Below are 17,283 nucleotides of genomic sequence, written 5' to 3'. Positions count from 1 at the left end.
GGCCGACCGCCTCAACCTCGTTGGCGGGCGGCCGCTAACCCAGTGCGCTTCCAGCGCCGGGCGCGCCCCGGCTGCCGGTGGCCTGCGCGACGGATCGCGCGCCTGCGCGGTGCCCTCGTGGTGCCGGTCATCCTGAACTGCTTGCGGACCCTCCCATGTCTTCTTCCCGCTCTGCCACTGCCCAACGCCCGGGCAGCATCGCCCACAAGTTGATGCTGGGCACCGCCGTGATCGCGCTGCTGTGCTTCGGCCTGACCGCCTTCCTGATCTACCGGCAGGCCAGCGCCAGTCTGATCAGCGCCTCGCGCCAGACCATGACCAGCGAGGCCAACGCTGAGGCGCGCCAGGTGGCGGCTGATCTGGGCACCGCTTTCGCCAGCAATGACGCCATGGTCGAGGCCGTGCTGGCCCAGCGTGCCCGTGGTGACATACCCGACCGCGCCAGCCTGGCGGCGGTGCTCGGCGAACAGCTGCGTGCTCATCCTCAATGGCTGGGCAAGAGCACCATGTGGGAGGCCGATGCCTTCGACGGCAAGGATGCGGAGTTCGTCAATACCGAAGCACACGATGCCACCGGCCGCTACATGAGCTACTGGGCCTGGCAAGACGGCAAACCGCAGCAGTCGGTGATGACCGACTACACCGAGACTGCCAGCGGTTCCGGTGACTGGTACATGGTGCCCAGCCGCGACAAGCTGCCCAAGGTCAGCGAACCTTACGCCTATGACATCGCCGGCCAGAAGGTGCTGATGAGCACCCTGAGCACGCCGATCATCGAGAACGGCAGATTCCTGGGCGTGTTCACCGTCGACTTCTCGCTGGCAGCGCTGCAGAAGCACCTGGCAACGCTGAAGCCGATGGGGGCTGGCCGCGTCGAACTGCTGTCGCCCAAGGGCGTGGTGCTGGCCTCGGCCAATGCCGCCGAGATCGGCAAGCCGCGCAACGATGCCCTGACCCGCAGCATGCTGGCCGACATCGCCGCCGACCGTCCGTTCGAGGCCTTCAGCCCCGACGCGGCCGGCAACGTACGCGTGTATGTGCCGCTGCGCGTGGGCGACGCCCCGCAACGCTTCGCGCTGGGCGTGGTGATGCCGCATGCGGTGATCGTGTCTGAGGCACGCCAGCTGCTGTGGCTGACCCTGCTGGTCGGCGTGATCGCCGCGCTGACCCTCAGCGCCGGCGTCTACGTGCTGCTGCGCCGCCTGGCGATCCGCCCGTTGGCCGAAGCGGTACGCGTGGCCGGTGATGTCGCCGCCGGCAAGCTGGACAGCACGCTGCCGGCGCGCAGCAACGACGAAGTGGGGCGCCTGCTGGACGCAATGCAGGGCATGCGTGGGCAGTTGCAGTCGGTGATGGCTGCGCAGGCCGAAATGGCGCGCCGCCACGATGCCGGTGAACTCAGCTATCGCATGGATGCTGCGGCCTTCCCGGGCGAGTACGGCCGCATGGTGGCCGACAGCAACCAGCTGGTGGCCTCCAGCAATGCGGTCACCCAGCGCCTGGTTGAAGTGATGCAGCGCTATGCCGTGGGCGACCTCAGCGTGGACATGGAAGCGCTGCCGGGCGAAAAGGCGGTGTTCACTGCCGCAATGGCGACCACCAAGCGCAACCTGGCTGCGATCAACGAGCAGATCCAGCAGCTGGCCGCCGCCGCCGCCGCCGGTGACTTCGCCGTGCGCGGTGATGCACTGCGCTTCGACCATGATTTCCGCCGCATGGTGGAGACGCTGAACACAATGATGCAGGTCAGCGACCACAACCTGGCGGCACTGTCGACGCTGCTGCGCGCGATCGCCGCCGGTGACCTCAGTGCCCGCATGCAGGGCGACTTCCACGGCGTGTTTGCGGTGATGCGCGACGATGCCAACAGCACCGTGCAGCAGCTGACCCAGATCGTCGGCCAGATCCAGCAGTCGGCGGCCAGCATCCGCCTGGCCGCCGGTGAGATCGCCGCCGGCAACAGCGACCTGTCGCGCCGCACCGAACAGCAGGCCGCCAACCTGGAAGAAACCGCCGCGTCGATGGAAGAACTGACCTCCACCGTGCGCCAGAATGCCGACCATGCGCTGCAGGCCAACACGCTGGCCGGTTCCGCAGCGGGTGTGGCCAGCGAAGGCGGCCAGGTGGTCAGCCAGGTGGTGCACACCATGGAGCAGATCGAGGCGTCTTCGCAGCGTATCGCCGAGATCATCTCGGTGATCGATGGCATCGCGTTCCAGACCAACATCCTGGCGCTGAACGCGGCAGTGGAAGCGGCGCGCGCCGGTGAACAGGGCCGTGGCTTCGCAGTGGTGGCCAGTGAAGTGCGGGCGCTGGCGCAGCGCTCGGCGGGTGCTGCAAAGGAGATCAAGGAGCTGATCGACGCCTCGGTGGCCCAGGTCGGTGCCGGTGCGCAGCTGGTGCACGGTGCGGGGCGCACCATGCAGGACATCGTCGGTCAGGTCGGCCGGGTCAACGAAATCATGGCCGAGATCTCGGCCGCGTCGCGCGAACAGTCGGCCGGCATCGAGCAGGTCAACCAGACCGTGGTGCAGATGGACGAAACCACTCAGCAGAACGCCGCGCTGGTGGAGGAAGCCAGTGCCGCCGCCCGTGCGATGGAGGAGCAGGCCGAGCAGCTGGCGGTGGCGGTGTCGCGCTTCCGCCTGCAGGCCGAGCCGGAGGGCATGGCCCGCCGCGCGGCCTGATGCCGGAAACGAAGACGCCCGGCGGGTGCCGGGCGTCGGTTGCATCCTTGCCGCGCATCCTGCGCAGGTCTGATGGCTCAGAACATTCCTTCAAACGGGTTCCAGCTGGCGCGTCCTTCCACCTTCTCCAGGTAGTAGCTGTAGTTGGTGCTGGAGGCGACCAGCAGGTTCATGGCGATGAACAGCATGCGCCCGACGACATCCGGCAGGAACATGGTGACGATGGCCAGCGCGATGTTGATGCCGATCACCACCAGTGCCTTGCGCCACATGCCGAGAATCAGCAGGTAGATGGCACCGAAGAACAACGCGAAGAAGTTCAGGTTGATCTTCAGGCGGTCACCAAAGGACAGTGCCTTCCAGGCCTGCTTGAAGCCGGGGTTCTTGGGGCGCCGTGCTGGCGGAAGAAGTTGAAGCGGAACTGCCACTTCGGGCTGAACTGGGACAGGTCAGTGGTATTCATTGGGAAACATCCCTGTGAGAAAACGTTTTCATGATAGGACAAGTCCTATTCAGGATCCAAGCGCTAGCGTCAAGAATGTGACGCCTGCCTTGTTCGCGCGCCTGCGGCCAAGCGCCGCGCCGTCACCCGCCCGCCTTGTTTTTAGGATAGGGTGCGCAGTTCCGCTGCCGCACCGGCTGAACCCGTGCGGCGGCGGGATGTCCATGGAGGTTGCATGACCACACCTGCTACACCGGAAAACGCACCGGGACCGGTGCTCCTGCCGACACCTGAAGTGGTGCAGGCACAACAACTGCTCGCACGCCAGCAACTGGCGGTGGCGATGGACCGTGCGCGCACGGCCGCCACGCGGGATGCGGCACCGGCCGCGCTGGAAAGCGAGTAACCCGCAACACCGTCGATCGCGCTGGCATGTCGCCAGCGCGATCACGGCGCGTGCCGCCGGTCAGAACCGCGCGGTCATGCTCAGGAAGTAGCTGCGCCCGGCGACGAAGTAGTCGGTGGAGCCTTCCGCATACAGCTTCTTGTCGGCCAGGTTGCTGACGCCACCGCGCAGGGTCAGCACTTCGTTGACGTTCCATGCCGCGGTCAGGTCATACAGCGTATAGGCCTTGAGGAAGGTCGTGGCGGTGCCGGTCTGCCTGCCGGTGTACTGCGCCGACAGGCTGCCGGAAAACACCGTGCTGGGCGCCCAGTCCAGCGACGAATAGCCGGAGAACTCCGGCCTATCGATCAGGTTGCGGCCGGTGGTCAGGTTCCTGGCTTCCTTCATCCAGGTCGCCGAGGTGCGCCAGCGCCACTGCTCGCCGAAGCGGACGTTGAGGTTGCCTTCCATGCCGCGGGTGCGCGCGCGCTGTACGTTGTTCATGCGCGTCCACCAGATGCCGTTGAACCGGCCCAGCGGTGCGTACTCGATCTTGTTCCGGAAGTCGGTGTGGAAATAGGTCACGCCGACATCGATCAGGTCATTGTCGAAGCTGATGCCGATCTCGCGGTTGGTGCTGGTCTCCGGATCCAGGTCCGGGTTGCCGGCCATGTAGCACCCGCCACGGGTGTAGCCCAGCGGAATCAGCGAGGTGCAGCCGCGGCCCCCGGACTGGGTAGCGGCACTGGCCGAGTTCTCGGTCAGGCTGGGCGCACGGAAGCCCTTGGAGACGCCACCGCGGATCGTCCACTGTTCGGCAGGGTGCCAGACCAGGTACGCACGCGGGCTGACGTGGCCGCCGAACTGCTCGTGATGGTCCAGGCGCGCGCCCACGGTCAGGGCCAGGGTGCGGTGCAGTTTCAGCTCGTCCTCGGCAAACAGCGCCCAGGTGTCCACGTCCAGAGTGGAGCCGCTGACCGCGTTGCCGGCATAGTCGATCGGCGCGCGGCCGATGGTGTCGGTGTTGGTCAGCTCCTGCCGCTTCCATTGGCCGCCTACGGCGAACTGGTGTTCAACGCCGAGGGTGAACGGCGTGGTCAGGCTGCCCTCGATGATCGTATCGGTGGCTTCGGAACGGCCGGCAGCACCGATGCCGTTCCTGTACTCGGTCCAGTACGCACTGATCTTCGAATTGCCGAAGCGCCACTTGCCATCGTGGTTGAGCGCCAGCGAGCTGCGCTTGAGCTCACTGGCACCCCAGGCACCTTCGTCCTGCTTTTCCAGCGACGCATCGATGAAGGCCTGCTGCACGCCGTGCCCGGCTTCCAGCGACAGTTCCTGTGCGTCGCTCAGCTTCCACTGCAGCAACGCATCGACATTGCGGTCCTTTTCGCCCGCGTAGGCATTGCCGGAGACACCGCCGTTGGAGCGGTCCGAATCGCGGCGCATGCTGTTGGCACCGATGCGCAGGCCGAAGCGTTCGCCCAGCGGCCCGGAGAACGTGGCGCCGATCTGCTGGGTATCGCCGCGCTTGCCGTCAGCCGGGCGGGTGTAGCTGTGGGTGGCGCTGCCGTTCCATTCGTCGCCGATGCGCCGGGTGATGATGTTGATCACCCCGCCCATCGCATCGGAGCCATACAGCGACGACATCGGCCCGCGCACCACTTCGATGCGCTCGATCTGGTCCGGCGAGATCCAGTTCAGGTCCTGGCGGCCGAGGTCGGGGCGATAGTTGGTCGAGGCCGAGCTGCCCATGCGCTTGCCGTCCACCAGCACCAGCGTGTAGTTGGACGGCATGCCACGCAGCTTGATCTTGGACTGCTCGCCGACGGCGCTGAGGCCGCCGGTCACGCCCGGTACGCGGCTGAGCAGGGCGGCCAGGTCCGGTACCGGCTGGCGCTCGATGTCCTCACGACTGATCACGCTGATGCTGGCCGGGGCATCCTTGATCCACTGCTGGCTGCCTGAAGCCGTGACCACCACGGTATCCAGGTCCTTGGTGGAGGCATCGGCGGCGGCCTCTGCGGCGGCCAGGCCGGGCAGGGCCAGCAGGCAGGCGGCGGCCAGGCCGGGCAGCGCCAGCAGGCAGGCGGTGGCCAGGCGGGTGCGCGGCAGGCGCGCGGAACGGGAACGGGACGACAGGGACATGACGGCTTCCATGAGAGGTGGGGTGACCCGGTGGAAGCAGCAGGCGCAGGCAGACAGCAGGCAGCCCCCCCCTTCCGTGGGTCGTCGGGTGCGCGGTCAGGACCGGCGCAGCTGGGTGGGTCGCGGCCGCGCGGAAGACGGTGACCTGCCTGGTTGATTAAATGATAACCGTTCGCGTTTGTTACGATCCAGTACCGGGGGCGATGCAGTGACATCTGGCCATGCCCTGGCGTGATCGCCTGCTATTTGCTGAATGGGGACAAATCCCGGTGTAGACCTTCGCACCCGGCTTACATTCTGGGCCCTAGACTGGGCCGCATTTTCGATTCCGCCCCGTTGGAGATCGTGTGGGTTCCGGTAGTGACAGACATCGACTGTGCGGCGCGAGGCCGACACAGCCAGGACAAGTGCGGGCGCCGGGAAAGCGCGCCGGGAACCTTGGTGCATGCAGCCCGGCCGGGATGGCCGGCCGTGCCGACGGCGCGGAGTAAGCGACGATGGGGGTGCAGACCATCCATGCGGAAGCAGGAACGCCCCGGCTCGATGCCGGCTGGGCGCTGCTTCCCGCTGAATCGCCGTTGCCGATGCCCGAACAGACCCTGCGCGAAGGCGCACTGAAGGTCCGGCGGCATCGCACCTCGCCGCGCCTGATCGGCCTGCGCCGGCTGTACCTGTTTGGTGGCACGCTCGGCATGACCGCCGTGGCTACGCGGATGATGTGGCGGGTGCTGTCGGCCAATGGCATCAGCGTGCTCGAAGCCTGCCTGCTGGTGCTGTTCGTCGGCCTGTTTGCCTGGATCGCGCTCTCCTTTGCCAGCGCCCTGGCCGGCTTCCTGACTGCTGTGTTCGACCGGGGCTATCGGCTCGGCATCGACCCGGACAAGCCGTTGCCGGCCGTGCACAGCCGTACTGCGCTGTTGATGCCGACCTACAACGAAGACCCGCGCCGCCTGCTGGCGGGCCTGCAGGCGATCTACGAGTCGGTGGCGGCCACCGGCCAGCTCGACCGCTTCGACTTCTTCGTGCTCAGCGACACCCGCCGCGAGGACATCGCCGCTGCCGAGGAACAGGTGTTCGCCGAGCTGCGCGAGCGTGTGCCGGAGGGGCAGACGCGCCTGTTCTATCGTCGCCGTGGTGACAACAGCGGGCGCAAGGCCGGCAACATCGCTGACTGGGTCCGCCGCTTCGGCGGTGCCTATCCGCAGATGCTGATCCTTGATGCCGACAGCCTGATGACCGGCGACAGCATCGTGCGCCTGGTGGCCGGCATGGAACACAACGCCGACGTCGGACTGATCCAGACCCTGCCGTCGGTGATCGGCGGCCGCACGCTGTTCGCGCGCATGCAGCAGTTCGGTGGCCGCGTGTACGGGCCGGTGATCGCCCGCGGCGTGGCCTGGTGGCACGGCGCCGAGAGCAACTACTGGGGCCACAACGCCATCATCCGTACCCGTGCCTTCGCCGACCACGCCGGCCTGCCGGCGCTGCCGGGGCGCAAGCCGTTCGGCGGCCACGTGCTCAGCCACGATTTCGTCGAAGCGGCGCTGATGCGTCGTGGCGGCTGGGCCGCGCACATGGTGCCCTACCTCGGTGGCAGTTACGAGGAAGGCCCGCCGACGCTGACCGACCTGCTGGTGCGCGACCGCCGCTGGTGCCAGGGCAACCTGCAGCACGGCAAGGTGGTCGGCAGCCGCGGGCTGCACTGGATCAGCCGCACGCACATGCTGATCGGCATCGGCCACTATTTCACCGCACCGATGTGGGCGATGCTGATGCTGATCGGCATCGCCATCCCGCTGTTCCAGGAAGGCATCGATTTCAACGCCCTGCTGCACCTGTCGCCCAGCGTGTACTGGCGCGCACAGGATGAAGAGCAGGTGGTGCGCCTGTTCGCCGCCACCATGGCGGTGCTGCTGCTGCCCAAGGTGCTCGGCTACCTGGCAATGCTGCTGGACCCGGTCGACCGCCGCGGTTGTGGCGGTCCGATCCGTGCCTTCGTATCGATGCTGGTGGAAACCGTGCTCGCCGCGCTGATGGCGCCGGTGGTGATGTACGTGCAGTCACGCGGCGTGGCCGAAGTGTTGTCCGGGCGCGATTCCGGCTGGGACGCGCAGCAGCGTGACGACGGCGGCATCTCGTGGATGGCGTTGATCCGTGGCTACGGTGGCCTGGGTGTGTTCGGCGCCTTCATGGGCGTGCTGGCCTGGGCGGTATCGCCGTCGCTGGCGGCCTGGATGGCGCCGGTGGTGATCGGCATGGTTCTGGCCGTTCCGGTGGTGGCGCTGACCTCCTCGCGCGGCCCCGGTGCTTTCCTGCATCGCCTCGGCCTGCTCGATATCCCCGAAGAGAACATCCCGCCACCGGTGCTGGTACGCGCCGCGCAGCTGCGGCGGGAAGCGGCCGAGCAACCGCCGCTGTACTGATTGCCCCGCGCCAGCGGCATAATGCGGCTCGAACTTGAAGGAGCCGCATCATGCTGCAAACGGTGGAACAGGAAACCGGCGCCTCGCCGCAGTGGTCGGTGATCTGGTTGCACGGCCTCGGCGCCGACGGCCATGATTTCGCGCCGATCGTGCCGGAACTGGTGCGGCCGCACTGGCCGGCGCTGCGCTTCGTGTTCCCGCACGCACCCGTGCGGCCGATCACGATCAACAACGGCGTGCCGATGCGCGGCTGGTACGACATCGTGGGCATGGACTTCCGTTCGCGCGCCGACATGGCCGGCGTGCAGGAATCGGTGGTGCAGCTGGACGCACTGATCGCGCGCGAGATCGAGCGCGGCATCGCGCCGGAGAAGATCTTCCTGGCAGGCTTCTCGCAGGGTGGGGCGATCATCCTGACAGCCGCGCTCTCGCGTACCGCGCCGCTGGCCGGCCTGATCGCGCTGTCCACCTATCTGCCCGAAGCCGACAGCGCCACGCGTGTTGACGGCGCGGTGCAGGTGCCGGTGTTCATGGCCCATGGCAGTGGCGACCCGGTGATCCCGCAGGCCGTCGCAGCGCACAGCGCGCAGGCGCTGCGTACGCTGGGCCTGGATGTGGCGTGGCACAGTTACCCGATGGCCCACCAGGTCTGTGCCGAGGAGATCCAGGCACTGGGTGACTGGCTGCAGGAACGCCTGGGCGCCGCCTGAGCCATGTCGCCGGCCAGCACACCGCCGTGGATGCCGGAACTGTGCCGCCTGCCACGGCTGGCGGCGATGCTCGGCCTGGCCGAGCTGGTGGTGGTGGTACTGGCGCTGGCGCCGGACGGCAGCCGTCACTGGACCTTCGGCGAACTGCTGTCGGCCAGCGGATTCGCGCTGTGGCTGGCGCTGGCGGTGACCGCCAGCCTGTGCCTGCTGCGGCAGACCCTGTCGCGGCTGCCGCCGGTGCTGGGCGCCATTGCGGCGACCGTGCTGGCAACCCTGATCGCGGTGGTCTGCGCTGGCATCGTGCACGCGCTGTACGCGGTGCTGGGCGACAGCTTCGCCAGCGGCATCAGCTTCTGGCGTTTCACCCTCGGCAGCGCGGCAACCACGGCGCTGATCGCCGCGCTGGCGCTGCGCTACTTCTACGTAAGCGATCGCTGGGCCGCGCAGGTGCAGGCCAACGCGCGCGCGCAGGCCGACGCGCTGCAGGCGCGTATCCGCCCGCATTTCCTGTTCAACAGCATGAACCTGATCGCCAGCCTGCTGCATCGTGACCCGGCAGTCGCCGAGCGCGCGGTGCTGGACCTGTCCGATCTGTTCCGTGCCGCGCTGGGGGCGGGCGAGGGCGATTCCACCCTTCGCGACGAATGCGAGCTGGCCGAGCGCTACCTGTCGATCGAATCGCTGCGCCTGGGTGAACGCCTGCAGGTGCGTTGGCAGCGCGACGAGCCGCTGCCATGGGACCTGCCCTTGCCAAGGCTGGTACTGCAGCCGCTGGTGGAAAATGCCGTGCTGCATGGCATCTCGCGCCTGCCCGACGGCGGCACCATCGAACTGCAGCTGGCGCGCGAGGGCAATGAACTGCAGATCCGCGTACGCAACCCGGCACCCGATCCGCAGGCGCCGGGGCTGGCGCTGGCACGCGGCGCCGGCCATGCCCAGCACAGCATCGGCCATCGGCTGGCCTGGCGCTTCGGCAGCACCGCGCGGATGACGGCTGGCTGGAGCGAGGGCTACTATGCCTGCCAGGTGACAGTGCCGATCCAGTGAGGGAACGATCGTGAGGGTAGTCATCGCCGACGACGAACCGCTGGCGCGCGAGCGCCTGCGCAGCCTGTTGGCGGCACAGGACGGCGTGGACGTGGTGGCCGAGGCCGGCAACGGTGAGCAGGCCCTGCACGCGTGCGCGGAGCTGCAGCCGGACCTGGTCCTGCTGGATATCGCGATGCCCGGGCTGGATGGCCTGGAAGCGGCCCGCCACCTGGCCAGCTTCGAACCCCGGCCAGCGGTGGTGTTCTGCACCGCCTACGATGCGCATGCGCTGTCGGCGTTCGAGGCCGCAGCGATCGACTACCTGATGAAGCCAGTGCGTGCCGAACGGTTGGCGGCGGCGATCGCACGTGCGCGCACGTTCCTGGCCGGCCGCGATGGCCGGCCGCAGGAGCACAGCGGGCAGCAGGCACGCAGCGTGCTGTGCGCACGCCTGCGCGGCAGCCTGCGCCTGATTCCGCTGGACGATATCCACTACCTGCAGGCCGAGGAGAAGTACGTGGTGGTGCACCACGCACGCGGCGAGGACCTGATCGAGGAATCGCTGAAGTCGCTGGAAGAAGAGTTCGCCAGCCGTTTCATCCGCATCCATCGCAACTGCCTGGTGGCGCGCCACGAGCTGGTGGAGCTGCGTCGGGGCTCGGGCGGGCAGGTGCAGGCGGTGTTGCGGCATGGCAAGCAGCCGCTGGAAGTCAGCCGCCGGTGCGTGGCGACGCTGAAGCAGGAACTGCGGCATCTGTGAGTGGTCCCGCGCGGCCTGCGGCCGCGACTGCTTACGAGCAACGTCTGGAGCAACGGCAACTGCAACTGCAACGGCGGTTGGTCGGCGCGTTGGTGCTACGTACTGGGTCGGGCCGGGGTGGGGTGGCGGGACACGCTGCAAGTACATCCCTGTAAGCTCGATGGCGCCATCCATGGCGCCAACGGTCCCGCCACCCCACCCCGGCCCAACCCTCTCGTTTTTCCCGCGTCGGACGGCAAAGGCATTGTTGTTATCAGGTGGGGAAAGAGGGGTCAGATCCCTTTTCCTGCGGAAAAGGGATCTGACCCCGGAAGCAATCGGCTTTTGATTCTTTCTTTTGATCTTCCGTGGCTGGCGCACACGGAAACTGTCAGAGGCCGGGCGGGATGGGCTGCGCAGGGGCGTGAGCCGCATGGATGCGGCGACCGAGCTACATGGACGTACTTGCAGCGGCCCCTGCGCAGTCCATCCCGCCCGGCCAAGCACGGCTGTTGCTTTCACGCCCCCAGCCAGCCACGAGGGGCTCCGCCGTTGGCCGTATCCGCGCCGAAGGCGCGATAATGACCGTATGGAAACTGTCCGCATCGCTACCCGCAAGAGCCCGCTCGCCCTCTGGCAGAGCGAACACGTCGCCGACCGCCTGCGCCAGGCCCACCCCGGCCTGCACGTGGAACTGGTGCCGATGAGCACCCGCGGTGACGAGGTGCTGGACCGCTCGCTGGCCGCCATCGGTGGCAAGGGCCTGTTCCTGAAGGAACTGGAGCTGGCCATGCTGCGGGGTGAGGCCGACTGCGCCGTGCACTCGCTGAAGGATGTGCCGATGGAACTGGACGCGCCCTTCGCGCTGCCGGCGATGCTGACCCGGCACGACCCGGCCGATGGTTTCGTCTCCAACCTGTACGCCTCGCTGGACGCGCTGCCGATCGGCGCGCGGGTCGGCACCTCGTCGCTGCGCCGCCAGGCCCAGCTGCGCGCGCTGCGCCCGGACCTGGAGCTGCTGGACCTGCGTGGCAACGTCAACACCCGCCTGGCCAAGCTCGACAACGGTGGCTACGACGCCATCGTGCTGGCGGTGGCCGGCCTCGAGCGCCTGGGCCTGGGCGAGCGCATCGTCGCGCGCCTGCAACCGCCGCAGTGGCTGCCGGCGCCAGCGCAGGGCGCGGTGGCGGTAGAGTGCGACGGAGGCAACACGCGCCTGATGGCGCTGTTCGCCACGCTTGATGACGCCGCCACGCGCGCCTGCGTGGAAGCCGAGCGGGCCATGAACCGCGCGCTGCATGGCAGCTGCCACGTGCCGGTGGCGGCGATCGCGCAGTGGCAGGGCGACGACCTGCACCTGCAGGGCCTGGTCGGCAGCGCCAGTGATGGCCGCGCCGTGCGTGCCGAAGCGGTGGGCCCGGCCCGTGATCCGGAAGCGCTGGGCCAGCGGGTGGCGAAGATGCTGCTGGATGCCGGTGCCGGCGAACTGCTGAACGTCTGAGGCACCGCAGGTAGTACCGGCCGCTGGCCGGCAACCTCATGCCGCCGATTGAACGCTGTTGCCGGCCAGCGGCCGGCACTACCGAAATGAAGAACGGGCGCCTTGGCGCCCGTTTCTTATTTGAACTTGTAGACCACGTTCATCGTGGTCAGCGTATCGGTCTTGCGCTTGTCGACAGCGACGTCGCTGTTGTAACGCGCCTGCCAGCCGGCCTTCAGCGCCAGGTGCTCGTTCATGCTCACCGAGACGCCGAAGTCGTTCTGGCCGAAGGTGTTGTACGAACCGGATTCGACCAGCAGCGTGTTCACCAGGTCGGTGTTGTCGGTCAGCGAGTATTTCAGGTCGAACTGGCCGCGGCCGATCATGCCGGTACGGGTGCGGTCATCCTCGGTGCTGTGGGTACGGCGCACGCCGGGCCGATCTGCGCGTCGAAATAGAAGCGCTCGGTGTTCCACAGGCGGGTGCCGTAACCCAGACCGAACGAGCTCTGGCGGTCGTAGGTGGCGAAGTCGTCGCGCTCGGTACGCACCGTGGCCGTCAGCTGGCGGTGCTCGCCCAGCTGCAGCGCGCTGCCCGCACTGCCGGTGTAGCGGTTGGCAGTGGTGTTGCTGCGGCGGGTGGTGGTGCCGTCGTCGTTGGTCTCGGTCACCTTGGAGCTGGAGCGCAGGCCGAACAGGTCCATGCTGTGCACCCAGTCGCCGTCGGTGTAGCGCAGACGCAGGCGGCCGTTGAAGCTCTCGGTGCTGCTGTTGCCGCGTGCCGAGGCAAAGCCGAGCTCGCCGCCGCTGCCGCTCCACGGCGAGGACATCGCCGCCAGTTCGGAGGCATCCTGCGCGTATGCGAGCGGCGCACACAGCAGCAGGGGGATCAGCAGGGACACGCGCAGGGACATCGAGGCTTCTCCGGAACGGTTAACAGCCGGTGATGATACTGGAAGCGTGATGGCGGTCCGAATCGATCCAAAGCGTGCTTCAGCAAACGTTGCCGCGATCGCCTATTCAGGGCAGATCGACACGCAATGCGGGGTCGTTGAAGCGCGAATAGCGCAGGCGCAGCTGGAAGCTGCGGCCATTGCTGCTGCCGTTGCGCACGATCTGGCGTGGCAGGCCCTGGGCATCCACCCAGTACTCCAGGCGTTCGCCGGGCTGGTTGCCGCGCAGCCGGTAGTGACGGGTCTCGACCCCGTCCAGCGCCTGGCTGCCGAGATCTTCGGCCTTCAGGTCGGCGGGCAGGGCGTCGGCCGGCAGCGGGTTGCGCCACTGCTCGAGCAGGCCGGGCGGGGCCGGCACCTGGCGGATCGCACCGTCGGCCTGCAGGAACAGGGTGTCGCCGATGATGGTCTGCGGCCCGGCCGGGGTCTCCACCCGGAAACGGTCGGGTGCAACGAAGTCCATGGCGCTGCGTATCCGCTGCGGCGCGCCCAGCACTTCCAGTTCGGCGTGGAAGCTGCGCAGGGCGGCGAAACGCTGGCTGGCGCCCAGCACCGCCTGTGCCGGATCGGCGGCAGGTACCGGGGCCTCGGTGCCCGCCGGCGCCGGCGCGCGATCGCAGGCGGCCAGCAGCAGGCAGGCCAGCAGGGACAGGGCAGGCAACCGGCGCATCGGGCATTCCATGGGGTGGGGGCGACCACGATAGCCCAAACGTCCCACACAAGACCCGCGACTCGGACATAATCGGGGGTATGGACCGATACGAACGCATCACCGCCCTGCATCGTCTGCTCAAGTCCGCGCGCTATCCGGTGACGGTGGCGACCCTGCAGGACAAGCTCGGTTGTTCCCGTGCCACCGTCTACCGCGACCTGGCCTTCCTGCGCGATGCGCTGATGGCACCGATCGAGGGCGACGGCGAGGCCGGCTTCCGCTACCAAGCCGACGAGAGCGATCGCTTCGAGCTGCCCGGCCTTTGGCTCAGCTCGGAGGAGCTGCATGCCCTGCTGGCCTCGCAGCACCTGCTGGCGCGTACCGGCGGCGGCGTGCTGTCGTCGGTGCTGGCCCCGCTGCAGCAGCGCATCGAGAGCCTGTTGGCAGCCCAGGCCGGTGTCTCCAGCTGGCCGGTCGACCGCGTGCGGGTGATTCCGCACCGTGGCCGCAAGTTCGATGAAGGCAGCTTCCGCAGCGTGGCCTCGGCGGTGCTGGAGCGCCGTCAGCTGGCGTTCGAGTACCGCGCCCGCTCCACCGACGAGCCGACCAAGCGCACCGTCTCGCCGCAGCGCCTGACCCATTATCGCGACAACTGGTACCTGGATGCCTGGGACCATGACCGCGAGGCGCTGCGCAGTTTCGCGGTGGACCGCATCCACAAGGCACGGGTAATCGACAGTGCCGCCCGCGATGTCGCCGACAGCGAGCTGGACGAGCAGCTCGGCGCCAGCTATGGCATTTTTTCGGGTGCGCCGAAGGGCTGGGCGACCATCCTGTTCAGCGCCAAGGCTGCGCGCTGGGTGGCCGACGAGCACTGGCATTCCAAGCAGCAGGGTCGTTTCCTGGCCGATGGCCGCTACGAACTGAAGGTGCCGTACAGCGTCTCGCGAGAGTTGCTGATGGACGTGCTGCACTATGGTTCGGATGCAGAGATCATCGAGCCGATCATGCTGCGCGAGCAGGCCAAGGCGCTGCTTGAGCTGGCCCTGAGCAACTACGAAAAATCCTGACACTCCCCCGAGAACCCCGTCCCCCATGAAGAAGACCCTGTTGCTGTCCCTGCTCGCCGCTGCGCTGGCCCTGACCGCCTGCGGCAAGTCCGGCGAGCCCTCGCAGAAGCTGGTGGTGGCCGCCACGGCCGTGCCGCATGCCGAGATCCTCGAGGTGGTCAAGCCGATCCTCAAGCAGGAAGGCGTGGACCTGGACGTGCGCGTATTCAACGACTACGTGCAGCCCAACGACCAGCTGGTGCAGAAGCAGGTGGACGCCAACTACTTCCAGACCGAGCCGTACCTGGATGCCTACAACCGCGACCGCAAGACCGACCTGGTGAAGGTGATCGGCGTGCACATCGAGCCGTTCGGTGCGTACTCGCGCAAGGTCAAGTCGCTGGCCGAGCTGCGCGACGGTGCCGACGTGGTGATCCCGAACGATCCGAGCAACAACAGCCGCGCGCTGATCCTGCTGCACAAGGCCGGCGTGATCGAGCTGAAGGACCCGGCCAACGCGCTGTCGACCCAGCGTGACATCACCGCCAACCCGAAGAACCTGAAGTTCCGCGAGCTGGACTCGGCGATGCTGCCGCGCGTGCTGGACCAGGTCGATCTGGCCCTGATCAACACCAACTATGCGCTGGACGCCGGCCTCAACCCGACCAAGGATGCGCTGGCGATCGAGAGCAAGGATTCGCCGTACGTGAACTTCCTGGTCGCGCGCCCGGACAACAAGGATGACGCCCGTGTGCAGAAGCTGGCCAAGGCCCTGACCAGCCCGCAGGTGAAGGACTTCATCGAGAGCAAGTACAAGGGCGCGGTGCTGCCGGCGTTCTGATTGCGGCTGATCTGTTGATTTGAATGGTGGGTGTCGACCTTGGTCGACACTGCCTGCCCTGTAGAGCCGAGCCCACGCTCGGCTCTGCTGTTTCCGGCATTTCACCAACGGCAGCCGAGCATCGCTCGGCTCTTCCGTGTCACTCCACGTGCCGCAGCAGGGCAGGGCATTGCAGTTTCAATCGACGTGGAAGGCGAGGGTGGCGGCAACTGCCTGCTGCCATCCCGCATACAGCTTCTCGCGCCGCGACACCTCCATCTGTGGCTCGAAGCGCCGGTCCAGGCCCCACTGTGCAGCGATCTGTTCGCGGCTTGACCAGAACCCGACGGCCAGGCCGGCCAGATAGGCCGCACCGAGCGCGGTGGTTTCGGTCAACCGCGGCCGCAGCAGCGGCACACCGAGGATGTCTGCCTGGAAGCCGGCCAGGAAGTCGTTGCCGATCGCACCGCCATCAGCGCGCAGCTCGGTCAGTGCGATGCCCGCATCGGACTGCATGGCATCGAGCACGTCGCGGGTCTGGTAGGCCATCGCTTCCAGCGCGGCGCGCACGAAATGCGCCTTGCCCGTGCCACGGGTCAAGCCAAACATCGCACCGCGCACATCACTGCGCCAATAGGGCGCACCCAGGCCGACAAACGCCGGCACCAGATAGGCGCCGCCGCTGTCGGGCACCTGCGCGGCCAGTGCCTGGCTGTCGCTGGCGCGTTCGATCATGCGCAGTCCGTCGCGCAGCCACTGCACCACCGAGCCGGCGATGAAGATCGACCCTTCCAGCGCATACTCCACGCGCCCGTCCACGCCCCAGGCAATGGTGGTCAGCAGGCCGTTGCGCGACCGCACCGCCTGCGCACCGGTATGCATCAACATGAAGCAACCGGTGCCATAGGTGTTCTTGACCATGCCCGGCTGGAAACAGGCCTGGCCGAACAGTGCCGCCTGCTGGTCACCGGCGATGCCGGCGATCGGGATCGGGTGGTCGAAGAAGAACTGCGGCCGGGTGTGTGCGTATACCGCACTGGAGTCGCGCACCTGCGGCAGCATCGCGCGCGGGATGTCGAGCAGGGCCAGCAGATCGTCATCCCAGTCCAGCGTGTGGATGTTGAACAACAGCGTGCGCGCCGCGTTGCTGTAGTCGGTCACATGCGCCTGGCCGCCGCTGAGGTTCCACACCAGCCAGCTGTCGATGGTGCCAAACAGCAGCTCGCCACGTTCGGCGCGCTGCTGCGCACCTTCCACGTGGTCGAGGATCCAGCGCACCTTGGTCGCAGAAAAATAGGCATCGATCAGCAGGCCGGTCCGCTCGCGGATCAGCGCTTCATGGCCTTCGGACTTCAGTCGTTCACAGATGGCGTGGCTCTGCCGCGATTGCCAGACGATGGCGTTGTGGATCGGCTGGCCGGTGGCACGGTCCCAGACCACGGTGGTTTCGCGCTGGTTGGTGATGCCCAGTGCGGCGATATGGCGCGGGTCGATCTGCCCGCGACTGAGCAGTTCGGTCAGCGTGGCATAGACGCTGGTGAGGATCTCGCGCGGGTCATGCTCGACCCAGCCGGGTTGCGGGAAGATCTGCGCGAACTCGCGCTGCGCGCTGCCGATGATGTCGCCGGCACGGTCGAACAGGATCGCGCGCGAACTGGTGGTGCCCTGGTCGATGGCCAGCACGTAGCGGGGCGTCATGCAGCGTCTCCGGTAGAGCAGTCAGGGTAACTTACCTTTCTCTCTGTAGAGCCGAGCCATGCTCGGCTG

At 67.5% G+C, this 17,283-nt stretch carries 12 protein-coding genes and 2 pseudogenes; 9 read left to right on the top strand and 5 right to left on the bottom strand.

Annotation, left to right across the window (positions count from 1 at the left end):
* The first annotated feature begins 155 nt into the window (after nucleotides 1-155).
* Nucleotides 156-2,687, top strand: coding sequence for a methyl-accepting chemotaxis protein (locus DL544_RS18235; RefSeq protein ID WP_065177999.1), 2,532 nt, complete (start codon nucleotides 156-158; stop codon nucleotides 2,685-2,687).
* 77 nt (nucleotides 2,688-2,764) lie between these two features.
* On the opposite strand, the pseudogene DL544_RS18230 reads toward DL544_RS18235, so the two are convergent.
* Nucleotides 2,765-3,150, bottom strand: a pseudogene (locus tag DL544_RS18230) (DUF2628 domain-containing protein).
* A gap of 214 nt (nucleotides 3,151-3,364) precedes the next feature.
* Between DL544_RS18230 and DL544_RS21340 the strand changes: the two are divergent.
* The gene (locus tag DL544_RS21340; protein ID WP_005419553.1) at nucleotides 3,365-3,535 is read left to right on the top strand and encodes a hypothetical protein; all 171 of its coding nucleotides are present in this window, start codon (nucleotides 3,365-3,367) and stop codon (nucleotides 3,533-3,535) included.
* A 60-nt stretch (nucleotides 3,536-3,595) separates the two neighbouring features.
* On the opposite strand, the gene DL544_RS18225 is transcribed toward DL544_RS21340, so the two are convergent.
* On the bottom strand, nucleotides 3,596-5,662 hold the full coding sequence (locus DL544_RS18225) for a TonB-dependent receptor domain-containing protein (protein ID WP_139727707.1): 2,067 nt from the start codon (nucleotides 5,660-5,662) through the stop codon (nucleotides 3,596-3,598).
* A gap of 497 nt (nucleotides 5,663-6,159) precedes the next feature.
* Between DL544_RS18225 and mdoH the strand changes: the two genes are divergently transcribed.
* The 5 genes from mdoH to hemC all read left to right on the top strand — a co-directional run bounded on the left by mdoH (nucleotide 6,160) and on the right by hemC (nucleotide 12,064).
* Nucleotides 6,160-8,085 carry a glucans biosynthesis glucosyltransferase MdoH gene (mdoH, locus tag DL544_RS18215; RefSeq protein ID WP_005419550.1) on the top strand — a complete coding sequence of 642 codons (1,926 nt, stop codon included), beginning with the start codon at nucleotides 6,160-6,162 and terminating at the stop codon, nucleotides 8,083-8,085.
* Between the two features lie 50 nt (nucleotides 8,086-8,135).
* Nucleotides 8,136-8,795 carry an alpha/beta hydrolase gene (locus DL544_RS18210; RefSeq protein ID WP_005419549.1) on the top strand — a complete coding sequence of 220 codons (660 nt, stop codon included), beginning with the start codon at nucleotides 8,136-8,138 and terminating at the stop codon, nucleotides 8,793-8,795.
* A 3-nt stretch (nucleotides 8,796-8,798) separates the two neighbouring features.
* A complete protein-coding gene (locus DL544_RS18205; protein WP_005419547.1) occupies nucleotides 8,799-9,842 on the top strand; it encodes a sensor histidine kinase in 1,044 nt (347 codons plus the stop codon).
* A gap of 10 nt (nucleotides 9,843-9,852) precedes the next feature.
* On the top strand, nucleotides 9,853-10,584 hold the full coding sequence (locus DL544_RS18200) for a LytR/AlgR family response regulator transcription factor (RefSeq protein WP_053497027.1): 732 nt from the start codon (nucleotides 9,853-9,855) through the stop codon (nucleotides 10,582-10,584).
* A 568-nt stretch (nucleotides 10,585-11,152) separates the two neighbouring features.
* Nucleotides 11,153-12,064 (top strand): hydroxymethylbilane synthase, encoded by a 912-nt coding sequence (gene hemC / locus DL544_RS18195; protein ID WP_065196509.1) that lies wholly within the window; start codon nucleotides 11,153-11,155, stop codon nucleotides 12,062-12,064.
* 116 nt (nucleotides 12,065-12,180) lie between these two features.
* Here the strand turns inward: hemC and DL544_RS18190 are convergent.
* Nucleotides 12,181-12,956, bottom strand: a pseudogene (locus DL544_RS18190) (DUF481 domain-containing protein).
* Nucleotides 12,957-13,062: 106 nt separating this feature from the next.
* The gene (locus DL544_RS18185; protein WP_065178004.1) at nucleotides 13,063-13,665 is read right to left on the bottom strand and encodes a LolA-like protein; all 603 of its coding nucleotides are present in this window, start codon (nucleotides 13,663-13,665) and stop codon (nucleotides 13,063-13,065) included.
* 80 nt (nucleotides 13,666-13,745) lie between these two features.
* Between DL544_RS18185 and DL544_RS18180 the strand changes: the two genes are divergently transcribed.
* Together DL544_RS18180 and DL544_RS18175 are read left to right on the top strand one after the other, a co-directional pair.
* Nucleotides 13,746-14,717: a helix-turn-helix transcriptional regulator gene (locus DL544_RS18180; RefSeq protein ID WP_005419539.1), complete on the top strand. Its 972-nt coding sequence runs from the start codon at nucleotides 13,746-13,748 to the stop codon at nucleotides 14,715-14,717.
* Nucleotides 14,718-14,742: 25 nt separating this feature from the next.
* Complete coding sequence (locus DL544_RS18175; RefSeq protein WP_065196508.1) at nucleotides 14,743-15,537, top strand: MetQ/NlpA family ABC transporter substrate-binding protein; 795 nt, start codon at nucleotides 14,743-14,745, stop codon at nucleotides 15,535-15,537.
* 177 nt (nucleotides 15,538-15,714) lie between these two features.
* Here DL544_RS18175 and glpK read toward each other — a convergent pair whose 3' ends face one another.
* Complete coding sequence (glpK, locus tag DL544_RS18170; RefSeq protein ID WP_139727703.1) at nucleotides 15,715-17,214, bottom strand: glycerol kinase GlpK; 1,500 nt, start codon at nucleotides 17,212-17,214, stop codon at nucleotides 15,715-15,717.
* Nucleotides 17,215-17,283: the final 69 nt, after the last annotated feature.

Source organism: Stenotrophomonas sp. pho (assembly GCF_006228405.1).
In the GTDB taxonomy this organism is placed as follows: Bacteria; Pseudomonadota; Gammaproteobacteria; order Xanthomonadales; family Xanthomonadaceae; genus Stenotrophomonas; species Stenotrophomonas sepilia.
This window is presented reverse-complemented; position numbering and strand designations above follow the sequence as displayed.